This is a genomic window from Bacillus norwichensis, assembly GCF_014836955.1.
Classification (GTDB): Bacteria; Bacillota; Bacilli; order Bacillales; family Bacillaceae_C; genus Siminovitchia; species Siminovitchia norwichensis.
In genome coordinates, this window is sequence record NZ_JACSPV010000041.1 from 1 (window position 1) to 22,396 (window position 22,396).

Genomic DNA, 22,396 nt, shown 5'->3' on the forward strand with positions numbered 1-22,396 from the left:
TCAAGCAACATAATTGATAGGCTCAAGATTCAGTCTAGCCAACGATTAGTACTTATTTTGTTGGTGCGAAAGTTGAGATATTTATTATTTATGATGGTGAGTACAAGGAGGAATGAGGTATGAAAATCGAAATTAAACACTTAAATCAATATTACGGTAAGAAACAAGTTCTTCATGATATTAACTTGACTATTTCAACAGGAATGTTTGGTTTGCTGGGGAGAAATGGTGCCGGTAAAACAACTTTAATGAAAACTCTAGTAACCCTCCTACCTGTCAAAGAAGGCGAAATTAGTATGGATGGCATATCCATTCAAAAGAAAAAAGCAATCCGTTCGATGATTGGCTTCTTGCCACAAGATTTTTCAATGTACGGAAATATGACCGCTTATCAAGCAATGGAATATCTAGATGTTCTGAGTGAAATTGATTCTACAACTCGTAAAAAAAGAATCGGGGAACTTTTGGAACAAGTGAATTTATCTATTCATAAACATGTCAAAGTAAAAGCAATGTCAGGTGGTATGAAAAGAAGATTAGGGATTGCCCAAGCATTGTTAAACGATCCAAAGGTGTTAATTGTCGATGAACCGACAGCCGGTCTTGATCCTGAAGAAAGATTAAGATTCCGTAATCTGCTTTCAGAAATTAGTGAGGACAAAATAGTTATCCTTTCTACTCACATTGCCAGTGACATTGAGGCAGCAGCAGAGAATATAGCTATTATGGACAATGGACACATCATCTTTTCTGAATCAATTGAAAAATTAATTTCACAAGCAGACGGAAAGATTTTCACAGTGGAAGTTCCGCGAACAGAGCTAAAACCTGTGAAAGAACAAGTTCAAGTAATTAGCTTACAGCAAGAAGGTACTCTGAGTAAGATTCGTTTTATTGGCAATCAGCATGCCAGCATTATGAATCATCCATTAGTTCTTCAAGAAAAGGCAACACTTGAAGATGCTTACTTATACCTTCTATCAGAGAAAGGTGGGAAAGAAAATGGCGCTATTTCAAAAAGAATTTTTCATTAGTCTTAAAAGTCTTACCTATTGGTTAGTTGTTCTATTGATTGGATTTTTTCTCTTTAGTCAACTAGGAACGGACTTAACCTCGATTAAAGAACCGCAACCTCATGAGGATGATTATGGTGTTAGTGCGACGACTGACAAAAAATCTATTCAAAAACAAACAATTGGTAATTTATTCTATCAACATGGTATTGGTGAATATAATACGTATCCATTTGGCTTTCTCAAAGTAGTTACTTCATCAAACCATGATCAAAAAGAAATCGGCAAAATTATTGAAAGAGCAACAGGGAAATCTCTTGAGGAACTGAGTGAAATTTTCGAAAAAGAAATGGACGAATTGCAAATATATGCTCACCAAAATTTTGATTATTTTCCTATTGCCAAAGATTACTCCTATCAGCTTTTTCAAAAGGATATGAGGAAGGTTTCAGAAATAATTGGAAAAAGTTCTGATTTTGAAGAAGCTAATTATAAATCTTCGGCTATCAAACCATTATCCTACGAAGAAGCTCACGAAAAGTTCGAAATGATTCTAAAAAAAGATCACGTCTCAGGTGCTTATGCACGGTTAGTGTGTGATTATTTAGGTATCATTTTAGCTTTAGTTCCTGTATTTCTAGCAGCAACAGTTGTTTTGAGAGACAAACGTGCCGAAAGTCAGTTAGTCATCTATACAAAGGCAGTATCATCAATAAAATTACAGACTATGCGATTTCTATCGACAGTCGTTCTTATTTTTATCCCAGTACTATTATTTAGCATTATGCCTGCATTACAAGCTAACCTAATCGCTCAGAAGTTCAATCAATCTGGGGATATTTGGCTGTTTTATCAATATATTTTGGGCTGGACATTACCTACGATTATTGCGGTAGTGGGTATCAGCTTTTTAATTACTACACTTTTTGGTGGGATAGCTAGTGTGGTTGCACAAATAGCAATCTGGTTTATTTCTGTCTCAGCAGGCTCTCTAAATATTGTGGGGAAAGTTGGTTTTAATTTAATTCCACGATTTAATCATGTTGGTTCGACAGTAATTTTTGAAGGGATTGTTGAAGAATTAGTGATAAACCGAATACTTTGGGCGAGTATTGGTATTCTGTGTTTCTTAATTAGTGTCTTTGTTTATGACTATAAACGTAATGGGGGTAAGATCTTTGGAAAGGGTAATTAAAATATCTGAGGTCTTTCTAAGGTTTCAATTCTTACCTTTTTTTGTGACATCCTTTCTATTAACCCTACTTTTTCCGTTGTTTTTCGGAATAGAAAATGTAGCTTTAACGGAAAGTGCAAGCGTTTATGAACGAATTTTTCCAATTATCGGTTTAATTTTGTTCATACCGCTATTTTTGCCTGATTGTGATCAAAATACTTTAGAGCTAATTCAAACCAAGAAAACTTCCTATTTTAAAATATTGGTTATTCGCTTGGTGCAAATCTTTATTACGTTACTATTCATCACCATTTTTTGCCTTATCATCTTTCAATTGGAACATTCAGAGATAAAATTTAGCCTTTTTTTATTTAGCGGAATAGCAGACGTATGTTTTCTGGCAGGATTGATGTGCCTAATCTTTTCGCTAACGATGCAACCTGTGACAAGCTTAATTGTACCTCTAGCGTATTACATTATTTGTCTTTTCAGTGACGACAAATACCTTAAAATACTTTATTTCTTCACTTTGGTAAATGAAGATTTTCGTTCCAAACTGTTATTACTAACAGTTGGCTTAATGCTCATTACAATAAGTTGTTTTTTGGCAAATAAACGGAAATAAAAAAGAGAATCATCAAGAATCTATTGATTTCCAATAAGATATTAGTATCACGGATAGAAATAGATAAACAACAAACTCCGGAATTATCCATTTGTAATTATATTCGTGAAGCTCACAATATTATCCTTATGGAGACTTCGAGAAACGGGAAAACATAGATTTCGAATGCATTTGGTGTGCAGGCTTGTCGCAACTTTATGCGAGTGAAGTACACTACTAGACGAATTGACAGTCGTAAAAAATCAAGCAGATGGATGTTTACGAAAGTACACAGCAAAAAAAATCCATTCACGAAAATCTTTTACTTTCGAGAATGGATTTTTCCTTATATAAGTCAAACCATGACTGGCTTAAATTCTGATTTTACTTCCTGATAGCCATTATTTGTATCGAGCTCCTGCTGCTTCTCCAAACCGAATTTATCTAAGATTGGCAAATCATTCGTTTGGAAGAGGTACGTATCTTTCTCTGCTATGTGCTCATGCCACGCCCAGTTTGGAACAACGAAATAGTCGCCTTTTTCCCAGTCGAAACGAACACCATTAATAATCGAGTAACCTGAACCTTCATGTACATGGTAGATAGAGGCATGTGTATGGCGATGTGCCTTCGAATGAAATCCTTTTGGAAGCATTTGCATCCACGCTGCTATGGTTGGGCATGCTGTTTGACCGTTAGAAGGATTGATATACTCGACTGCATAACCATCGAACGGATCTGGATCGAACCTGCTCAATCCTTGAATGGCAGCTTCGGTTTGCTTCCATTTAAAGTTTCCAAGCGGCGCCTTTTTCTCATATCGGTCGCCAATCGGACGAACCATTCCGCCTTCATAGCGCTGCTGCGAATAATTATCCGGAAAAGATGGTTTTTCGAGTTTATCTGGATATGGCTCAAAGAATGTCCCGCCAAGATAGTAGATCGTCGGAATATCTAGGCAGTCCATCCAAATCATCGGTTTATCTCCAGGATGGCCATGCCCATGCCACAATCCATTAGGTGTTGTCAGGAAGTCGCCTCGTTCCATAAACAGACGCTCGCCTTGCACAATAGTGTAGGCTCCTTCTCCTTCCATCACAAACCTTAAAGCATTTTGGACATGTCGGTGAGAAGGCGCTTCTTCCCCTGGCAAAATTAATTGCACAGCTGCGTAAAGGGTTTGAGTTGTCGATGCCCATCCCCAAGGTTTACGATAATTCAATCCTGGATTCTGCAAATAAATGGCACGACGTTCACCACCACGTTCTGGTGTAAAAATCTCCGTTGCTTCCATCAATTTTTTGTACAGAAGATCGTGCTTCCATAAATATGCCTGTGCATGAGGTTCAGGAGTATGCTTCATTAAGTCAGGGATTGCATTCCAAAGCGGTCCAAGGTGATACTGTTCAATATCTTTGTTAAAATCCTGGACCAAAGAGCTTTCAAAAAAAGAATTTTTTTCAGCCATCATAATCTCCCCTTTTATACAAATTGAACAAATGATTTACGGTTAATTCCGGGTCGAATTGAACATGTGCAACAGTATTTTCATATTTGGACAATACTGCTGAAATTCAGATAGTATTTCTATATTCCGGACAGTATTCTCTGAACTTCGAATCGTATTTTATAATATTTGAACCTCTTCTTTTATTTTAGCTTGGATAAATTGCGTTGAATTTGTCCATTATGTCCTTGGATGTGCCCGACAATAAGCTTATCAATAATAAACTGTACAGGTTTTCCATCAAAGTTGGGATTGCGGCTTGGAGCAACAATTTGAAGCTGTTCATCAGTCAGCTCACTTAAAGTTTCCTCCGACTGAGTGGGAATATGTTTCAAATCCTTCAGCACTTTTTCCACTGTCAAACTATCTACTGTCTTCTCATCTACAGCTTCCAGACGGATTTTATTTGTGTGGTCTCTTCCCCATACTTCTTCAGGACTTTGAATGATTTGACGAATTTCCCCCAGCCAGAAGGGAATGGCTTCAGCCACATGTGCGATTACTTGCATGATGGACCATTCTTCTTCAGAAGGCTTCCAACGGATTGTATCCTCAGGAAGTTCTTTTACAGCGTTCAACATCTCATCAATTGCAGCTTTTACATCTTGAATGGCTTGCTGTTGAAGTCCAACGACCATAGTTTATCCCTCCACTTTTTTTACTTTGTTCTCGAGTACTCCTACTTTATCAACCTCAATGCGAACAACATCCCCATCTTTCAAAAAAGCCTGTGGTTCTCTTGCTACACCTACTCCTCCTGGTGTACCAGTCAAAATGACATCTCCTGGTTCTAACGTCATTAAATCAGAAAGGAACTCTACTAGGCGCTGTACAGTAAATACGAGATTCGAAGTGTTGGAACGTTGTCTTTCCTCTCCATTAACAGACAATGAAATTTCAAGACCGGCAGGATCAGTCAACTCATCAGAAGTGACAAGCCAAGGGCCCATTGGCGCAGTGCCGTCAACTGCTTTTCCTTGTAGCCATTCGATTGTACGACGTTGGATATCCCGATATGTAACATCATTAACAATCGTATAGCCTGCAACATAATCAAGTGCATTTTCCAGAGATACATTCTTAGCACGCTTTCCCACAACAAATGCAAATTCTGCTTCATAGTCAAGTTGTTCAGATATTGGATAAAAAGGAATATCATCTTCCGGACCAACAATTGTATTGGCAAATTTCGCAAAGAGAACCGGATGTGAAGGCAATTCACGCCCCATTTCTAAAATATGCTCACGATAATTATGTCCAACACAAATCATTTTTCCAGGTTCAGTTACAGGAGCACCAATTTGCACATCTTTTTTATTGAAAACAAGCTGAACAGCACTTTCACTATTCAAAGCAAATTGGACAGACTCTTTTGCAAGCTCCAAGCTCTCTTTCCCACCTTGCAAGAATCCTTTCATATCAGTCGGAATATATGCCTCGGAAATTTTTTCAGCCCTTATTTTCCCTTCAGACTCCAATTTCGCTTTAAAAGCAGCATTCAAATCGATAACTTGTTCTCCTTCAACAGCTCCGATTCTTGTTAAACCATTTTGTGTAAAAGTGACTAGCTTCATTTTAACCTCTCCTTTAATTCACTTATAGATAACATTGTTCTCTTTATTAAAATCTATCGTATCCGCTTTCAATTGTCAATATCGAAAAATAACAATTGGACAGATTTATAAATCTATGACATGATAAGTCCAAAAGTTTAAAAGGAGTTTTTGGAATGGACAAAAAGAAAACGATTCCTGTCATTCAGTCGTTGCAAACAGGAATTGGCATACTTGAGTTATTTATTAGCGAAGACCGTCCTCTGAAGTTCTCCGAAATCCAGGAACTCACAGGAATCACAAAAAGCAATTTGCATAAATACTTAAATACGTTAACCATTACGGGATTACTGTATCGCAACAAGGAACATGGTTATTACCAGCTTGGCAGTAAATTAATTGAATTTGGAAATGCTGCCATTGGGAGTGTCGATTTAATACAGCAAGCTAGTCAGTTCTTAAAAAATATAAGCCGAGAGTTGCAGCTCACCGCATTGTTGAACGTCTGGACACATGATGGCCCTGTCATTGCAAATATATGGAACAGTCAGCCTGGGCTGAATATTGGTGCGCAAATCGGAACTCGGCTGCCTATTCTCTCATCTGCCGGAAAAGCCTATGTAGCGTTTAAGGATCATGCTGAGGTTAAAGAATGGACACAAAGAGAACTTCAACATTTAACAACTGAATCTAAAGAACAGTTAGAGCGTGAACTACCAAACATCCAAAAAAACTACTTTTCATATGCGGCTGAACCGCTTGTCAAGCATGTCTCCTCTTTCAGCGTTCCAATACTCGATTATAGAAATGATATGCTCGGCAGCATTACAATCGTCGGCTTTACACATCTTATTCCAAGCTCGCATGACGATAAAATGAGTTCTTTTGTTATTGAACAAGCATTTGAACTTTCGGAAAGCTTCGGTTGGAAAAAGAAGGACTAGCTGCTTATCAAGCTATCTAAATTTCATTTGTAGACGAAAATATTGATATTCCTGTGAGCATCCAGATGGAACCAGTCCTTTAAAACAAACTAAGTTCCATCGCTCACCGGCTCTCATCCCCCTTTGTTCCATAGCCTTCTCATCCATACTTTAGCTTTAAAATTCCCGATTCACAGTCCAGACCTTCACCAAACTTGCAACTAATTTTAACAAATAGAATCAAACCCGAAACTCTGCTCCAGACATTACACTATTCTAAGCGTGACCGTCACAGTAGATTCTTTATCGCCGTCTTAAAATCCAATTCCGCAGAAACCTTACTTCATTTTGCAGAAGTCTCCTACCTCTGTAAGTGGTATTTGGCTATCCGTTCAGTCGGGGATCAAACCCCAGCTGAATAAAGGTAAAGCCTCCGGCAGATGCACAGATGTTCAGAGCCAGAGTCCCCCTCCTTCAAAGACTGTTGCCCCTTAGCTCACCAAATTGTTATAATATCCAACAAAAAGTCAAACAAATGCAATTCTAGACTAAATAAGTCAATGGCTCTATGAAATCTGAAAAATAGCTAAACTTTCAGCCTATTCATATTGACACAAGCAATATATGATGCTAGCATCTAATTGAGAATGAATATCATTATCATGAATAGAGTGCAAAACTTTAATGAAGGAGGTTTAGACATTTCGTCAGACACTCAATTTATTCAGTAAAGACTAAATATTCATTCGAAAACAAGAAGAACTGACAAGGGAATATAAATAATCAAATTAAAGGAGAGATTTGTTATCATGAGTAATGTTTTAACGACTAAAAGAAATATCATTGCTTTTGTTGCAGCGATCCTTATTGCAATTGCAGTTTCATCTTCAGTAGCAGCTGCAAGTGCATTTAATTTTGGTTTTGCCGATGAAAATGGAGTGCCAAATTCACACGCAGACGCCTTCATTGTTAAAGATGCTGAAATTAATGGGAACACAGTAACGATTACACTGAGAGATGCATCCATTCTAGGTGGTTTAAAAGTAAATGGCGTTCAGGCAAATCGCTCTGCGGCTTCTGATGGTAATGTAGAATACACCTTTACTGTGGCAGATTTCGATGGGCTAACAGATGTAGAATTAGAGGTATTTGCAGCACCACCTCATGGCGGTTATATGCCGATGAAGCTTTATTGGAATTAATTCCATATTTTTTTAGAGAGCTGTCTTAGCACGCAACCTGCTAATCCCTTGTCAGACAGTCTCTCTTTTTCTGTATATTTCTATTTATTTTTAAAAGGAGAAGAATACATTTGAAAAACAGTAAGTTGAGATTTTTATTCGTACTTGCTACGATTTTGCTGCTGGTTTCAAGCGTTATACCAACATCTGCTTTAGCAGAAACGGGAGCAGAACAACCGATTCCTGAAGGAATATATGATGCTGATTATATGTACTTAAAAGATAACACTGCAGATGAATCCGCGGCCAATCCCTTTATGCAAGTAAAAGACCTGGCTGGAAAGATAATTGTCGATGCAGATGGAAACATCAGCTTTCAGCATCAGCTAACAGAGGAAAATGCCAGTTATATGCAATATATTGGAATCCGCCAGCCCGGCAAGCCACAAGCACAAATTAAAGAGCAAGGAAAAGGAAAAGATGGAATCGTTGGGATGGACGGCTACGACGAAATTACGATATCCAAGGATAAAACGAATAACTATACAGTTACATATCCTCTTACGGATATAAAAGAAAGACCTGACATACTCATGCATGTAGTCATGGAAGATGTTTCATGGATGCCTTCTGGTTTTCACTATGATAATTGGTACAATGTCCAAATAGAAATTAATACAAGTAATTTACCCAACCAAAACGAAATTGATAAAACAGCATTAATAGAGATAATTGCGAAGGTTCAAGAGTTTGCTGACACATATCCATATAAAGGAACAACCATTCCAAATATAATTTCAGTAAACGAGCATGATTTCTCGATGGATACAATTAACAGACGTATAGACGCAGCAAATGAAGTGTTAAACAATCCATCAGCAACCCAAATGGCAGTAGATGCTGCTTATAGTAATCTAGAAACATTACTAAAGAATCTGAACGATACACAATTTATTGAAGATGGGATGTATCCATTTATCGCCCTTGATTCGCTTGAAAAAAATGCAAAAATCTCTGAACATGCAAGTGATTTTGGAGAGTTTGCTCCAGTATTAAAACAGCGTGGCAGGAGCCATATGTATGCTAGTATTCCATTTAAAAATATTGGAAAAGATATGGAAATACGTACTGCTTTAGTTTCAATTAATGGAGGTTTGGGCTCCTTATTGGGTACTGGTAAATTTATACATCGTGACCAAGGAATTGACTATTATCAAATTAGTATTACTCACGCACTTGGTAACCTGGATACTTGGCAGGGATTTCAATATCTTGAGTACGATGGCAAAAAAGTTTATTTGAGCTTTAATGTCAAACATTTAGAGGAGTTAAAGGCACTTATTACAGAAGCAAAAAATTCATACGTCGAAACAGATGATTCAGCTGAAATGCTTACGCTAAAAGAGGCAATGGACCGAGCAGAAATCATAGCAAATCAGTTAGCTGCAAAACGCCCGGAGATCCGCGAAGCAAGCGCAGCTTTAGAGACTGCACTTACTAATATTGAAACCCCTGGGGAAAATGAAAATCCGGATGGCAGCGAAAACCCAGATGGTAACGAAAATCCGGATGGCAATGAGAACCCGGATGGCAGTGAAAATCCAGATGGCAGTGAAAATCCAGATGGCAATGAGAACCCGGATGGTAACGAAAATCCGGATGGCAATGAGAACCCAGATGGTAACGAAAATCCAGACGGCAATGAGAACCCGGATGGTAATGAAAACCCAGACGGCAATGAAAACCCAGATGGCAACGAAAACCCAGATGGTAATGAGAACCCAGATGGTAACGAAAACCCGGATGGCAACGAAAACCCAGATGGTAACGAAAACCCGGACGGCAATGAGAACCCGGATGGTAATGAAAACCCAGACGGCAATGAGAACCCAGACGGCAATGAGAACCCGGATGGCAGTGAAAACCCGAACGGCAATGAAATTCCAGATGTCAAAACACCTTATGAAAAGGCAAAAGAATTATTTACAGCAGCTAATGGCTTTACCCTGAACGAACAGCAAAGACTAGTTTCTGTAGATTTAGCATCAGATTCATTGAAGCTATCTAAAGAGCAAATTGCCATCATCAAAGAGCTTGACTTAACATTGCAAATTATAAAACCTGATGTTCAATTATCGATTCCAGCATCCGTCTTTAAAGATGTTTCTGAAGATGTAAGAATCGATATAAAAGAATTGTCTCAAGCAGACAACAGTCAGAGTAAAACGTTTGATTTTTCCATTAATAATGGGCAGATCAGTAGCTTTACAGATGGCATCACACTCACTTTTAAAGTGGATCCTACAAAAGCTTCTGACGTAAATAACTTAAAAATATTCTATTTAAATGAAACTGGCGATTGGGAAAATATCGGTGGTATTTACGATGCAAATACAGAGACCGTTTCAGCTACTACAACTCATTTTAGTACATTCTCTGTATTTGAATTGAGTGAGGTACCAAAAGATGACGAGGAACCTAAAGGCAGCAACAATGCTGTCAATCAAGGACCTAAAAACAATAATAACAATATAGAGCCTGATCATTTTCATAGCAGTCAAATATCATCAGGAAATAATCTCCCTTCGAAGTCTGGAGATAGCTTTATAGGCAGCAAGCTGCCGAATACCGCTTCAAACCTCTATAATCTGTTGTTAATAGGCGGAGTGTTCATGGTCTTCGGAGTCGGATTGATCCTATTTAAGAGAAAAAGACATCCTGGTAGATTATAAAATTTTTACATTTAGAAAAGCATATGGCGAAATTCAATCAGTGGAGGTCAACAGCCTCCACTGATTTTTTGTCGCTTAGTATATTGTAAGATGAGGATGCAAGTCCGGCTTGGATGAGAAGATAGAGAAGAAATTCATTCTAAATTGATAATTCAATTCTCAGCGCTTCTTCCAATGCATTCCCAAACTGATATAAAAGTGCCTCTTCTTCATGTTTAGCAATTAATTGAACACCAATTGGCAATCCGTTTTGCGCTTTTCCACATGGAATCGATAAGGATGGATTTCCTGTGTAATTCGTTGGAGATGTTAATCTTAATAGAGCATCTTGAACGGATTCTTTCTGACCTTCAATAACAATTTCACGTTCCCCTATAGCAGGAGCAGTAATGGGAAGTGTAGGTGCAATTAAAACATCAATTTGACTAAATATTTCATTATATTGAGAAACTAACTTCTTTCTATTTAGCTGCGCTAACGCATATTCATAACCTTTAACTTGTTGACTATTGACCAATCTTTGATAGACTTCTTCATCTATTTCATTTTTATGATGATTGATTGTGTCTACATGCACAGCTGAAGCCTCTGATTTGATAGTGATAGATTGAGCTTCTGCTATTTCTTTCATTACAGGAATATCAACCTCTTTCACCGTTACTTGCATATCTTTTAATATATCAATGCATTTATTCACTGCCCTTTTAACTTCTTCATCAATCCGATTAAAGTAGAAAGAACTGATTCCAACTGTCTTACCACTAATTTTTTTGCCAATTAATCTTAAATAATCTTCTTTATCTTTGTTTAAAGAATATGGGTCTTCTGAATCGTATCCCGCAATAATATTTAATAAAATCGCACTATCTTTTACTGTTTTCGTGATAGGACCAGTGTGATCCAGTGTATAAGCAAGTTTAAACACACCTGCCTTGCTTACTAAGCCAAATGTCGGTTTCATCCCGACAACCCCGCATGCGGATGATGGAATACGAATAGATCCGCCTGTATCAGTGCCAATGGATGCTGCCACCATGTCAGCAGCGACTGCTGCTGCAGACCCGCTGCTAGAACCACCAGACATTTTCTCTAGATTATGTGGATTCCGGCACGGGCCAAAATAAGAACGATCCCCTGTTGGACCATAGGCAAACTCATGTGTATTGGTTTTGCCAATAATGATCGCGCCTGCCGCTTTTAGCTTTTCAATCACCGGTGCATCAAATGCGGGAATAAAGCCCTCATATACCTTAGAGCCCATGGTTGTTCTGATTTTTTTCGTATATACTAAATCTTTAATAGCTATTGGGATCCCATGTAGAGGCCCTCGTATATTTCCTTTTGTTAATTCTTCCTCTAACACTTTTGCCTGTTTTAATGCTTCGTCTTCTGAAACAGTAATAAATGAATTATTTTTTGGGTTTTCCTCATAAACCTTTTTTAAAGACTGCTTCACCAAATCAACAGGCGAAATCTCTTTCTTTTGAATCCGTTTACCAGTTGTGAAAATATCCATCATCAAAAATCAACTCCTGCTTAAACAACAGCAATATTTTTAGATTTTCTCTTACCAGGTTTTACAAATATCATCGCTACCATACCGATTACTGAAGCAACTGCAGCTGCTGTAAACATTGAAGAATAGCCATAGCTGATGACTAAGAATCCAGTCAGGGTAGGAGCAATAATTGTGGCAGTGTTTGTAATAAAATGGGTAATCCCGCCAAATGTACCTGCCTTACTCGGTTCTGTATCAATGATGACAGACCAGTAGACTGAGTTTGGCAAAGAGTTAAACGCATTTCCGATCGTCATTAACACCATGACAGCTGCGATTGAATTAGCACTAGGAATTAACATAAAGCAACCTGCAGTTAATAATAACGAAACTACTGCAAGACCTGATCTGGCAATTCTTAAACTTCCTGTCTTCATTCTTAAATAATCCGAAATTTTTCCGCCCAATAAAACTGTAAAACATGCACCAATCCATGGAATCATTCCTAAATACCATAAAGAAGATAATTGGAAACCGAATTCATCTTGTAAATATTTCGGCGTCCATGTTAAAAGCAAAAAGTTAATATATTGAAATGCAAAATATCCAATCGCATTGAATACTAAAGTTGGGTTCTTAAAAAAGTGAAACCATCTAACATCACTTTTTTCTTCTGTTTCAACCAATTGTTCATCTGGAAGCAAGTCACTCTTAGAGCGAATTTTTTCCAGTTCTTCTTTTGAAACTTTTGGATGTTCTTCAGGTAAGTTAGTGAACATCTTATTCCAGACAATAACCCATATCAATCCTAAAGCTGCTAAGATGAGAAACATAACTTTCCAACTGGTGACTGATAAAAGAAACACTGCAACAGGAGCTGTAAGCATGGCACCTAGAGGTGTTCCTAGTAAACCCAAAGAAACAGCAAAGCCTCTTTCTCTTGGTGTCGCCCAGTTTGCCACTGTTTTATTAATAGTCGAGAATGTTGGCCCCTCAAAGAATCCAAATAAAATCCGGATAAATGCAAAACCGAAGAGAGCTGAACCTCCAAATAAAGCGATTCCAATTTCGCCCGCAAAAGCAGTAGCCATAACAAAAATCGACCAACCCAAACCAATGATGATCCATACAAATTTTGGACCTTTTTTATCAGCTAATGCTCCTCCAAATAGTGCTCCAAATAAATATCCATATCCAAAATAACCTAATACAGCACCCCAAGCGATCGCATTAAAACCAAATTCAGCAATAATTTGCTCAGACGCATATGAAATAGCTCCACGATCAATATAGTTAATAATAACCATCAGAACCATCATGAACAAAATGTTATAACGATAACTATGCTTCATTCGTATCATCCTCCTCAAGTTAACTAAATTTCTTACTGTTTACTTTATCTTCAATAAAAGCCTTTTCATTATCCCTCCTCTTGAATAAATACTAATTGCAAGTTCTATGCCAAATCTATTTGATCATATTTTCTCCTGCTAGTATTGATAATGCATGAAAATCATTATATGATGGTTTAAAAAAACATGCTTTTCCGCAAGATTATTATGCAAAAAAGCATGAAAGTTGCGAGGTAGATATAAATGGACATGTCTATAGAATCAGCTATTAATTCGTTACGAACGGGCTATATTATGACTGATAAAAACGGAAATATACAATATATGAATAATAAAGGCGGCGAGCTCCTTCAAGTTGATAAAAATAAAATCATAACAACATCCATTTTCAATTTAATTCCTGCTATGAATAAAAACATACTTTCTGATAAGGATCATTTCTTTTATGATGTCTATTATTCAAACCGTAAGTTTTTCTTTAATTATTCTCCCCTCTATTTAGATAAAAAAAACGAACTCGTAGGCGGCTCATTTTTATTTAATGAAGAACAATATTATGAAGTCTTTTTAAAAGAACTAGATGCTTACAAAAATTTAAATAGTGATTTAAAAGCGATATTTGATATATCCTATGATGTTATTTATGTATCAGATGAAAAAGGAACCACATTGCGGGTTAGCTCGGCTTGTAAAAAGCTGTGGGGAAAAGCAAAAGAAGAATTAATTGGAAAAAACGTCTATGAACTTGAGAAATCTGGGATTTACAAGCCTTCCGTCACAAGACTAGTCCTGGAAAGAAAGGAAACCGTTTCTCTTATCCAAGAGACTCAAACAGGAAGGCGTTTGATGGTTGTTGGTACTCCCATTAAAGATGAGAACGGAGAAATCACTAGAGTCGTTAACGCTTCTCGAGATATTACAGCTGTAGATCGGCTGCAAGCCGAATTAGATGAGACCACACAGTTAATGGAAGGTTACAAAAAAGAGCTTGAATATTTACGAAGGAAAACTAGCCAAAATAACGACGTTGTATATCAAAGTATTGAAATGGAACGGGTTATCTCGCTTGCTCAAAAAGTAGCAAATGTGGATTCGACCGTATTGATTTTAGGTGAAACTGGTGTTGGCAAAGAAGTAATAGCTAATTATATCCATAGCTCAAGTGAACGTTCCGATAAACCTTTCATCACGATAAATTGTGGTGCTATTCCGAAGGATCTCCTTGAATCAGAATTATTCGGGTATGAAAAAGGAGCTTTCACAGGCGCAGCTAAACAAAAACGTGGTTTATTAGAATTAGCAAACAATGGAACGCTATTTCTTGATGAGATTGGGGAGATGCCACTCTCTCTACAAATTAAATTATTACGGTTCCTTCAAGAACAAAAATTTACTCGCATTGGCGGGATTGAACAAATCAACGTAAATATCAGGATTATTACCGCTACAAATCGAGATTTATTTGAAGAAGTAAAAAACGGCACATTTCGTGAAGACCTGTATTATCGCTTAAACGTTATTCCAATTAAAATTCCACCTTTACGAGACCGTAAGGAGGATATTTTATCTCTTATTCACCATTTCCTTCAAGTCTTTAACGAAAAATATGCACGGTCTAAAACACTTTCAAATGGTGTAATCGAAATGCTGCAACAATACGATTGGCCCGGTAATGTAAGGGAGCTGCAAAACATTATTGAAAGACTAGTCGTTTTATCTGAAAACGATGTGATAGACAAAGTAGATTTAGATGCATTTTTAATTCCCATGGGGAACAAACACTCGGAGGACATCATTGTTAACAACATTATCCCTTTAAAAAAATGCATAAGGGTCGCCGAAGATCAACTGCTCAAATTAGCAAAACAAAAATATAAAACAGCTACTAAAATTGCAGAAATCCTCGAAGTAAATCAATCAACCATTAGTAGAAAATTAAAAAGGTTAGATGGGTGAACCTTCTCATTTTGAGCAGGTTCACCCATTTTCAATCTCTTAAATATCCCATTTTTTTTGAAACTATATCTGCAGTTTGTAAAATAAGATCAATCAGCTCAGACTGGATTCGTTCCTTGGTAACCCGGTTTTCTGGACCTGATATGCTAATTGCAGCAATTATTTTTCCGCTGTAGTCATAGATTGGTGCAGCGATGCAGCGGATACCTTCTTCGTTTTCAATTTCATCAATTGTATATCCTTCTTTATTAATTTTCTCTAAACAATCGAATAGAACATTTTCTTGTGTAATGGTGTTTGGCGTAAATGCTACCATACCTTTTTCCTTAATAATTGAACGTACCTCATCGGCAGTCATTCCAGATAATAATACCTTACCAACCCCAGTACTATGCATCATTGTTCGTTTTCCAATTCTTGAATGCATACGAATCGTCTGGTCACTCTCAAATTTATCAATATATACTACTTCCCCATTTTCATGAATACATAAATGAACAACCTCATTTGTTTGGGAGCATAATTCTTCCAACGTTTTTTTAGCTACTGTTCTTATATCCAAATTTTCAAGTAGAGCACTAGATAACTCAATGATTTTTAAACCTAATAAATATTCATCCGTTTCTCTATTTTGTACGACATACCCTTTATTGATAAGAGTAGCTAATAATCTATGAGCAGAACTTTTAGCTAAATTTACTTTGTTAGCTAACTCTGTTAGACCAATACCCTTCGGCGACTGAGCTAAAGCTTCTAAAATAGAAAGTGAACGATTAACTGACTGGACATTTGCCATTTTTAAATCCCCCTCTTAATATACAAACAATTATCCCTCCATCATTATAGGCAATCAAGTTTATTATTTCATAAAGATAGCCTTCTTCAAGATTTACTTAAAGAAGGCTATCTGAATTATCTTTATTTAGATGTTCTTTTTTCTATTTCAGCATGTCTTTCTTCCCAGAACGTCGCATTTTTTATTCCGAGTTTAATAGGATTAAAAATAGGATCAACTCCCAATGCTTTTTGTTGTTCGTAGTCCTTAAGAGTATTTAATACTGGTTTTCGTAATAAGAAAATTCCGATAACATTTATCCAAGTGATGAGCCCAACGCCTATATCGGCTATTGCCCAAATTAAGTTGGCTGATACAATTCCACCGTAGAACGTAGAAAGAATTACAGTCACTCTTAATATATTCTTATAAATTTGTTTATCACCAAAAATATAAACAAAGTTTGTCTCTGCAACATATGCAATAAACAATAAAGTTGTAATAGCAAAGAAAAATACGGCTATTGCTACAAACATACTACCAAATCCATTAAAGACAGAATCAACTGCGAGTTGAGTATAGCTTACTCCAATCTCAGTATTACCTATATTGTTTACTAGAAAACCACCAGCTGGATTTTCAACATTATATTTTCCAGTTATCAAAATCATAAATGCGGTTGCACTACACACAATAATTGTGTCAATGAATACACCAAGAGCTTGTACTAACCCTTGCTTGGCTGGATGCGTGACATCGGCCGATGAAGCTGCATGTGGGGCAGTACCTTGACCTGCTTCATTCGAATAAATTCCTCGTTTTACTCCCCAGGCAATAGCGGTACCAATAATTCCTCCAAAGGTTTCCTCAACTCCAAACGCACTAGAGAAAATTAAAGCTATTATACTTGGTAATTGATCTATATTCATGACTATTATAAGTAAAGCTATTAAAATGTATGCAAGCGCCATAAACGGAACAACAATCTCCGAAAATTTCGCAAACCTCTTAACCCCGCCGAAAATAACAACGCTGACCAATGCACAAATAAATATTGTCATAAAGATAGGCTTTATATTAAAAGCCGTACTAAAAGATGCAGTTATCCCATTTGATTGAACACCTGTAAGAAGCACACCATAAGCAAATGCAATAGTGATGGCAAATAGTGAGCCGTACCATTTTTTTCCTAACCCTTTAGACAGATAGTAAGCAGGGCCCCCACGAAATTCATCACCATTTTTTTCCTTATATATTTGTCCTAATGTGCTTTCAACAAAAGAAGTGGCCATTCCAATAAATGCCATAAACCACATCCAGAATACAGCACCTGGACCTCCCAAAGCAATAGCCGTAGCAACTCCAGCTATATTCCCAATACCGACACGCCCCGCAATTGACATTAATAACGCTTGGTAAGAAGATACACCTGTTTTCGACGTATTTCTTTCAAGCATTACTCTTACCATTTCTTTCAAATGTCTAATTTGTAAAAACTTAGTCTTGAAAGAGTAGAATAAACCTACTGCAATGATCAAAACGACAAGTGCGTTGCTCCACACAATAGAATTAATGAACTCAACTACTTTTTCCATAAACAACCCCCATATCTTCAAAGCTTCTACTATTCAATCTAAAAGTATTAGTAATTTTTCTTTACATGTTCCCCAATTCGCCGAACAGCTTCAACTAGATTTTCATCTGAAGTAGCAAATGAAAAGCGCAAATACCCTTCGCCCATCCTTCCAAATGCAGACCCCGGGGTAACCGCAACTCCTGCCTCTGTTAAGAGTTCTATTGCGAAATCCTCTGATGATTTCTTAAACTCCTTAATATTAGGAAAAGCATAAAAACTGCCCTCCGTATTAATACACGAAAAACCGGGAATTTCATTCAACCCAGTAATTAGAATTTCTCGGCGCCGTTTATAATGCTCTAGCATCTCATTAACAATTGATTGTGGCCCATTAATTGCTTCTACAGCTGCTTTCTGAATAAAAGGAGGTATACATGAGGCAATTCCTTCTTGAATTTTTGGCATAGTAGAAATAATTTCCTCATTACCGATGACAAATCCTACTCGCCATCCAGTCATAGCATAGGTTTTGGATAGACTATTAATAATGAGCACATTATCTCTCACCTCAGGAATTTGAGCGATGCTAAAATGCACTTTATCATCATAAATAATTTTTTCGTATACCTCGTCAGAAATAACGATTAAATTATGTTTTAACACTACTTCTGCCAACTCTTTTATATCCTGTTCATCCAGCACAGCCCCCAGTGGGTTACTAGGAGAGTTCAGAATAATGGCTTTTGTTTTAGGAGTAATGGCTTTTTCAACATCTTCTGCCTTTAATTTAAATGCATTCTCTTCATAAACCGGAACAGGGACCGCTTTCCCACCAAGCATGAGAACCTGTCCTATATAATTGGGATAAGCAGGATCAGCAATAATGACTTCATCACCAGGATTGATTGTTGCCACCAGGGCTAACATTATTGCCTCCATTCCTCCAAAAGCTACCATAATTTGTTCTGGAGTATATTCCACCCCAAATTCAACCGTATACTTTTTTGCTACTGCCTGACGAAGTTCATCCGTTCCGGCATTTGAGACATAATGGGTAAGGTTTTCGTCAATGCCCTTCTTCGCAGCTATTTTTATATGATCCGGTGTTTCAAAATTCGGTTCTCCTACTGTAAGCTTGATAATATCTTCATATTGGTTTGCTAGTTCGAACATACGTCTAATAGCGGATGCAGGGTAGTTTTTTGCAATATTAGAAATCATAGATATCCTCCCTCAGGTTTAAATCATTTATCTTGCTGACTGAACTTCACGAACAAATTTTTCAGCCTTCTTTGTTAAATCCTCTAAGAAATCACTTGAATTTTCCATTTTCATATTTACCAATGATCCTCCGACTCCAATAGCAATTGCTCCAGATTTTATAAAGTCAGCTGCGTTTTCTAAATTAATTCCTCCAGTTGGGATCAGTGGAATTTGAGGAAGAGGACCTTTTATATCTTTCAAATAAGCCGGTCCCAAGACCCCTGCTGGAAAAACTTTAACCGCATCGGCGCCTGCCTCATAAGCCTTAAGAATTTCTGTTGGTGTAAAAGCGCCTGGAACACTAGCAACTCCATAGCGTTTTGTTATTCTAATCGTTTCAACATTTACTGTTGGAGAAAAAATGAACTGTGAACCTGCCATAATGGCTGCCCTTGCTGTTTCCGAATCAAGTACTGTTCCAGCTCCAACAACAACTGAATCGCCAAGTTGAGTTCTTATGTTTTTAATAATACTTAGTGCATCAGGGGTTTCCATAGTAATCTCTAATGTATTTACCCCGCCTCCAATCAATGCTTTAGCGATATTTAATGCATTGTCTGTGCGCAAACCTCTTAGCACAGCTATCACACCATTTTCGATTACGGAATCTAAACTACTCATGTCTTTCCCACCTTTATCTGTATATTTCCTCATTTTGATTTAATACAAATGCTTCAATTTCTTCTCTGGTAGGAAGTCCCTCGACATCTCCATTTATCATTGTTACAAGTGCACCAACAGCATTACCTCTTTCGACGGCTTTATGAAGAGATAATTGGTCCAACAATCCAGAGATCAATCCTGCTGAAAATCCATCTCCTGCACCAACTGGATCTACAACTTGGTTAACGTGAAAACCAGCTACGTGTTTATATTCTTCATTGGTAGCATAATAAGCACCTTGGGCTCCGACTTTTATGACAACTGTGGGAACTCCTTGTTTTAAAAAGAACTCTCCAATCTTTTTAGGATCTTTTTCACCAGTAAGAAACTCTCCTTCACTCACCCCTGGTAAAAAAATATCAGATTGAATAGCAATATCTAAAAGCACCTTGCGTGCACGCTCTTCACTCCAAAGTTTTCTTCTCAAGTTCGGATCAAACACAATTTTTATTCCGTGTTTTTTTGCGATTGCAATCGCCCTTAATATCATTTCATGACAGCTATCACTTAAAGCTGGTGTTATTCCAGTAAGGTGAAGATATTTTGCTTTAGAAATGTATGCGGGATCTAAATCATTGGCAGACATTCGGCTAGCTGCTGAATTTTTTCTATAATATTGAACTCGAATATCATTAGAACGACGCAACTCTTTAAAATAAATAGCGGTTTGGGCACTGTCATCCATTTTCACCTGACTTACGTCAACACCTTCTCCACGTACAAATGACAAGATCGCCTTACCAAATTCATCGTCACCCAAGCGGCTAATCCACCCGGCTTGATGTCCTAATCGTGCTAAACCAATCGCAACATTACTCTCAGCTCCTCCTATTTTTTTATTGAACTGAGTAGAATATCGCATGGTTGATTCTGGTGTAAAAAGAACCATTGTTTCACCAATTGTTATAACATCCACAAATAATCCTCCTAGCTTATGTTCCACAATACGGAACGATGTTCCACATTAATACTAAATAAAAAACACCTCTTCAGAGTTATTGTAAACACTTCCAAAAAAATGCCTCTTATAATCCATTGTAAAAACTTATAGTATATTTAGCAAGTAAAAAATTAAAAACAGCGAAGCCCCACACATCTATCAACGAAAAAATGCGCGTTTTAAAACATTTTCAAATAGTGTAATCGAAGTATTCCTCTGCCTGGTCATGAAATTATCGAAAGACTAGTCATTTAGCTGAAAACGACATAGGTGACGAATTGGATTTAAATAGATTAGTGGGACACAAACACTCAGAGGATGTTAAAAAATCCCATGCAAGAAAACCTTGCATGGGGAGATAAAATTTAATAAATTTCTCAAAAAAACTATCCCTGATAATGCTCTGCTAATGCATTGGCGGTAATAATAGCTTGATACACATCATCGGGAGTAATCGGATGCGGCATATTTTTCATTGTATCTTCTTCTGAACATGCAGCTTCTGCTACTTGCCTCCACTCTTCTTCTCGAAATTCATCAAGGCCAAGATCTTTTAAAGTTAATGGCAGACCTACCTCTTTAATAAAATTAATGACCGTTTCGATTTCCTCTTTTGGTGCACTTTCTAACACAAGTTGTGTTAATAACCCAAATACTACTTTTTCACCATGTTGTGTGCGATGAAGTGATGGAACAGCAGTCATTCCGTTATGAATGGCGTGAGCAGCAGCCAAGCCTCCAGCTTCAGCACCAATACCGCTTAGGTAAATAGTGGCCTCAATCGTATTTTCAACTGCCGAGGTAGACATTCCCTGATCCACAGCAATTTTAGCTTGTAGGCCATATTCTAAAATTGTATCATAGCACATTTTAGCTAATCCCAATCCCGAAAGAGATGGTTTTAAATTCACTAAATTATCGCCATTTTTATGGTAACATGCTCGCGCCTCAAAATAAGTGGCTAGCGCATCACCTATACCTGCTACAAAAAAACGTGTCGGAGCTGCTGCTAAAATTTTCGTATCAGCTAATACAACATCCGGATTTGCTGGTAAGAATAAGTATCGATCAAAAGAACCATCTGTATTGTAAATAACCGCAAGTGCTGTACATGGCGCATCTGTTGAAGCAATGGTTGGGAAAATAACTACAGGTAAATGCTCATAATAGGCAGTCGCTTTAGCAGTGTCTAGCGTTTTTCCGCCACCAATTCCAACAATGACATTTGCTCCTGATTTCCTCACCTCTTCACGGTGCTTATCAATTTCTTCTTGAGTAATTTCATAATTAAACTTAACAAATTCGCTTTGATGTCCTTCAGCCTTTAAAGACTCACCAGCTTCTTCTTTTGCACGTTCGAGAATAAATTCATCACATATAACATAAGCATGATCGCCATATATCTTTGTATACGTTGATAATCCTTCTAGTAAGTTCTGACCTATGATAAATTTCTTCGGTGATGTAACGGATTTTGGTGTTTTAAACATATAATGTATGCTCCTTCTACTCGGGTTTCTTAAGGTATTATTTACTCCAAGCAAAGAAATATTACAGGAAAAGTCCCCATATTACATCTAAAATCCATTTTTATTAGAAAAATAGAAGCTTCCCTTGATGAGCGTGGTGTCTGTCGCTTCACTTGCACTTGTACTTCTTATACGTCGGCAGGCTCAGAACGCGACG

At 37.3% G+C, this 22,396-nt stretch carries 17 protein-coding genes; 6 read left to right on the forward strand and 11 right to left on the reverse strand.

Annotation, left to right across the window (positions count from 1 at the left end):
* Window positions 1-119: 119 nt before the first annotated feature.
* Together H9631_RS17690 and H9631_RS17695 are read left to right on the forward strand one after the other, a co-directional pair.
* Complete coding sequence (locus H9631_RS17690; RefSeq protein ID WP_191815154.1) at window positions 120-1,034, forward strand: ABC transporter ATP-binding protein; 915 nt, start codon at window positions 120-122, stop codon at window positions 1,032-1,034.
* Entirely contained in the window at window positions 1,003-2,208 is a 1,206-nt protein-coding gene (locus H9631_RS17695; RefSeq protein ID WP_191815156.1) for an ABC transporter permease, read from the forward strand. Before H9631_RS17690 ends, H9631_RS17695 begins: the two co-directional genes overlap by 32 nt.
* 938 nt (window positions 2,209-3,146) lie before the next feature.
* Here the strand turns inward: H9631_RS17695 and H9631_RS17700 are convergent.
* The 3 genes from H9631_RS17700 to H9631_RS17710 form a co-directional block, all read right to left on the reverse strand.
* Complete coding sequence (locus tag H9631_RS17700) at window positions 3,147-4,259, reverse strand: cupin domain-containing protein (RefSeq protein ID WP_191815158.1); 1,113 nt, start codon at window positions 4,257-4,259, stop codon at window positions 3,147-3,149.
* A 182-nt stretch (window positions 4,260-4,441) separates the two neighbouring features.
* Window positions 4,442-4,936 carry a DinB family protein gene (locus H9631_RS17705; RefSeq protein ID WP_191815160.1) on the reverse strand — a complete coding sequence of 165 codons (495 nt, stop codon included), beginning with the start codon at window positions 4,934-4,936 and terminating at the stop codon, window positions 4,442-4,444.
* Between the two features lie 3 nt (window positions 4,937-4,939).
* Window positions 4,940-5,872 (reverse strand): fumarylacetoacetate hydrolase family protein, encoded by a 933-nt coding sequence (locus H9631_RS17710; protein WP_191815162.1) that lies wholly within the window; start codon window positions 5,870-5,872, stop codon window positions 4,940-4,942.
* Window positions 5,873-6,027: 155 nt separating this feature from the next.
* Between H9631_RS17710 and H9631_RS17715 the strand changes: the two genes are divergently transcribed.
* The 3 genes from H9631_RS17715 to H9631_RS17725 all read left to right on the forward strand — a co-directional run bounded on the left by H9631_RS17715 (window position 6,028) and on the right by H9631_RS17725 (window position 10,687).
* The gene (locus tag H9631_RS17715) at window positions 6,028-6,795 is read left to right on the forward strand and encodes an IclR family transcriptional regulator (RefSeq protein WP_191815164.1); all 768 of its coding nucleotides are present in this window, start codon (window positions 6,028-6,030) and stop codon (window positions 6,793-6,795) included.
* Between the two features lie 788 nt (window positions 6,796-7,583).
* Window positions 7,584-7,976, forward strand: a complete 393-nt coding sequence (locus H9631_RS17720) for a hypothetical protein (protein WP_191815166.1) — start codon at window positions 7,584-7,586, stop codon at window positions 7,974-7,976.
* A gap of 110 nt (window positions 7,977-8,086) precedes the next feature.
* On the forward strand, window positions 8,087-10,687 hold the full coding sequence (locus H9631_RS17725; protein WP_191815168.1) for an LPXTG cell wall anchor domain-containing protein: 2,601 nt from the start codon (window positions 8,087-8,089) through the stop codon (window positions 10,685-10,687).
* Window positions 10,688-10,826: 139 nt separating this feature from the next.
* Here the strand turns inward: H9631_RS17725 and H9631_RS17730 are convergent, their stop codons facing one another.
* Both H9631_RS17730 and H9631_RS17735 read right to left on the reverse strand, forming a co-directional pair.
* Entirely contained in the window at window positions 10,827-12,206 is a 1,380-nt protein-coding gene (locus tag H9631_RS17730) for an amidase (RefSeq protein ID WP_225221135.1), read from the reverse strand.
* A gap of 17 nt (window positions 12,207-12,223) precedes the next feature.
* Window positions 12,224-13,537: an MFS transporter gene (locus tag H9631_RS17735; RefSeq protein WP_191815170.1), complete on the reverse strand. Its 1,314-nt coding sequence runs from the start codon at window positions 13,535-13,537 to the stop codon at window positions 12,224-12,226.
* 243 nt (window positions 13,538-13,780) lie between these two features.
* On the opposite strand from H9631_RS17735, the gene H9631_RS17740 reads away from it, so the two are divergent.
* On the forward strand, window positions 13,781-15,493 hold the full coding sequence (locus H9631_RS17740) for a sigma 54-interacting transcriptional regulator (RefSeq protein ID WP_191815186.1): 1,713 nt from the start codon (window positions 13,781-13,783) through the stop codon (window positions 15,491-15,493).
* Window positions 15,494-15,524: 31 nt separating this feature from the next.
* On the opposite strand, the gene H9631_RS17745 is transcribed toward H9631_RS17740, so the two are convergent.
* The 6 genes from H9631_RS17745 to H9631_RS17770 all read right to left on the reverse strand — a co-directional run bounded on the left by H9631_RS17745 (window position 15,525) and on the right by H9631_RS17770 (window position 22,200).
* On the reverse strand, window positions 15,525-16,289 hold the full coding sequence (locus tag H9631_RS17745; protein ID WP_191815188.1) for an IclR family transcriptional regulator: 765 nt from the start codon (window positions 16,287-16,289) through the stop codon (window positions 15,525-15,527).
* Window positions 16,290-16,411: 122 nt separating this feature from the next.
* The gene (locus H9631_RS17750; RefSeq protein WP_191815190.1) at window positions 16,412-17,863 is read right to left on the reverse strand and encodes an alanine/glycine:cation symporter family protein; all 1,452 of its coding nucleotides are present in this window, start codon (window positions 17,861-17,863) and stop codon (window positions 16,412-16,414) included.
* Between the two features lie 47 nt (window positions 17,864-17,910).
* On the reverse strand, window positions 17,911-19,065 hold the full coding sequence (locus H9631_RS17755) for a pyridoxal phosphate-dependent aminotransferase (RefSeq protein ID WP_191815192.1): 1,155 nt from the start codon (window positions 19,063-19,065) through the stop codon (window positions 17,911-17,913).
* A gap of 27 nt (window positions 19,066-19,092) precedes the next feature.
* Complete coding sequence (locus H9631_RS17760; protein WP_191815194.1) at window positions 19,093-19,728, reverse strand: bifunctional 4-hydroxy-2-oxoglutarate aldolase/2-dehydro-3-deoxy-phosphogluconate aldolase; 636 nt, start codon at window positions 19,726-19,728, stop codon at window positions 19,093-19,095.
* Window positions 19,729-19,741: 13 nt separating this feature from the next.
* Window positions 19,742-20,686, reverse strand: coding sequence for a sugar kinase (locus H9631_RS17765; protein WP_191815196.1), 945 nt, complete (start codon window positions 20,684-20,686; stop codon window positions 19,742-19,744).
* Window positions 20,687-21,096: 410 nt separating this feature from the next.
* A complete protein-coding gene (locus H9631_RS17770; RefSeq protein ID WP_191815198.1) occupies window positions 21,097-22,200 on the reverse strand; it encodes a glycerol dehydrogenase in 1,104 nt (367 codons plus the stop codon).
* Window positions 22,201-22,396 lie beyond the last annotated feature (196 nt).

Excerpts from the sequence above, each read along its gene's own strand:
- H9631_RS17690 (WP_191815154.1), top strand. The coding sequence starts at position 120 with ATGAAAATCGAAATTAAACACTTAAATCAATATTACGGTAAGAAACAA.
- H9631_RS17695 (WP_191815156.1), top strand. The coding sequence starts at position 1,003 with ATGGCGCTATTTCAAAAAGAATTTTTCATTAGTCTTAAAAGTCTTACC.
- H9631_RS17700 (WP_191815158.1), bottom strand. The coding sequence starts at position 4,259 with ATGGCTGAAAAAAATTCTTTTTTTGAAAGCTCTTTGGTCCAGGATTTT.
- H9631_RS17705 (WP_191815160.1), bottom strand. The coding sequence starts at position 4,936 with ATGGTCGTTGGACTTCAACAGCAAGCCATTCAAGATGTAAAAGCTGCA.
- H9631_RS17710 (WP_191815162.1), bottom strand. The coding sequence starts at position 5,872 with ATGAAGCTAGTCACTTTTACACAAAATGGTTTAACAAGAATCGGAGCT.
- H9631_RS17715 (WP_191815164.1), top strand. The coding sequence starts at position 6,028 with ATGGACAAAAAGAAAACGATTCCTGTCATTCAGTCGTTGCAAACAGGA.
- H9631_RS17720 (WP_191815166.1), top strand. The coding sequence starts at position 7,584 with ATGAGTAATGTTTTAACGACTAAAAGAAATATCATTGCTTTTGTTGCA.
- H9631_RS17730 (WP_225221135.1), bottom strand. The coding sequence starts at position 12,206 with ATGATGGATATTTTCACAACTGGTAAACGGATTCAAAAGAAAGAGATT.
- H9631_RS17735 (WP_191815170.1), bottom strand. The coding sequence starts at position 13,537 with ATGAAGCATAGTTATCGTTATAACATTTTGTTCATGATGGTTCTGATG.
- H9631_RS17740 (WP_191815186.1), top strand. The coding sequence starts at position 13,781 with ATGGACATGTCTATAGAATCAGCTATTAATTCGTTACGAACGGGCTAT.
- H9631_RS17745 (WP_191815188.1), bottom strand. The coding sequence starts at position 16,289 with ATGGCAAATGTCCAGTCAGTTAATCGTTCACTTTCTATTTTAGAAGCT.
- H9631_RS17750 (WP_191815190.1), bottom strand. The coding sequence starts at position 17,863 with ATGGAAAAAGTAGTTGAGTTCATTAATTCTATTGTGTGGAGCAACGCA.
- H9631_RS17755 (WP_191815192.1), bottom strand. The coding sequence starts at position 19,065 with ATGATTTCTAATATTGCAAAAAACTACCCTGCATCCGCTATTAGACGT.
- H9631_RS17760 (WP_191815194.1), bottom strand. The coding sequence starts at position 19,728 with ATGAGTAGTTTAGATTCCGTAATCGAAAATGGTGTGATAGCTGTGCTA.
- H9631_RS17770 (WP_191815198.1), bottom strand. The coding sequence starts at position 22,200 with ATGTTTAAAACACCAAAATCCGTTACATCACCGAAGAAATTTATCATA.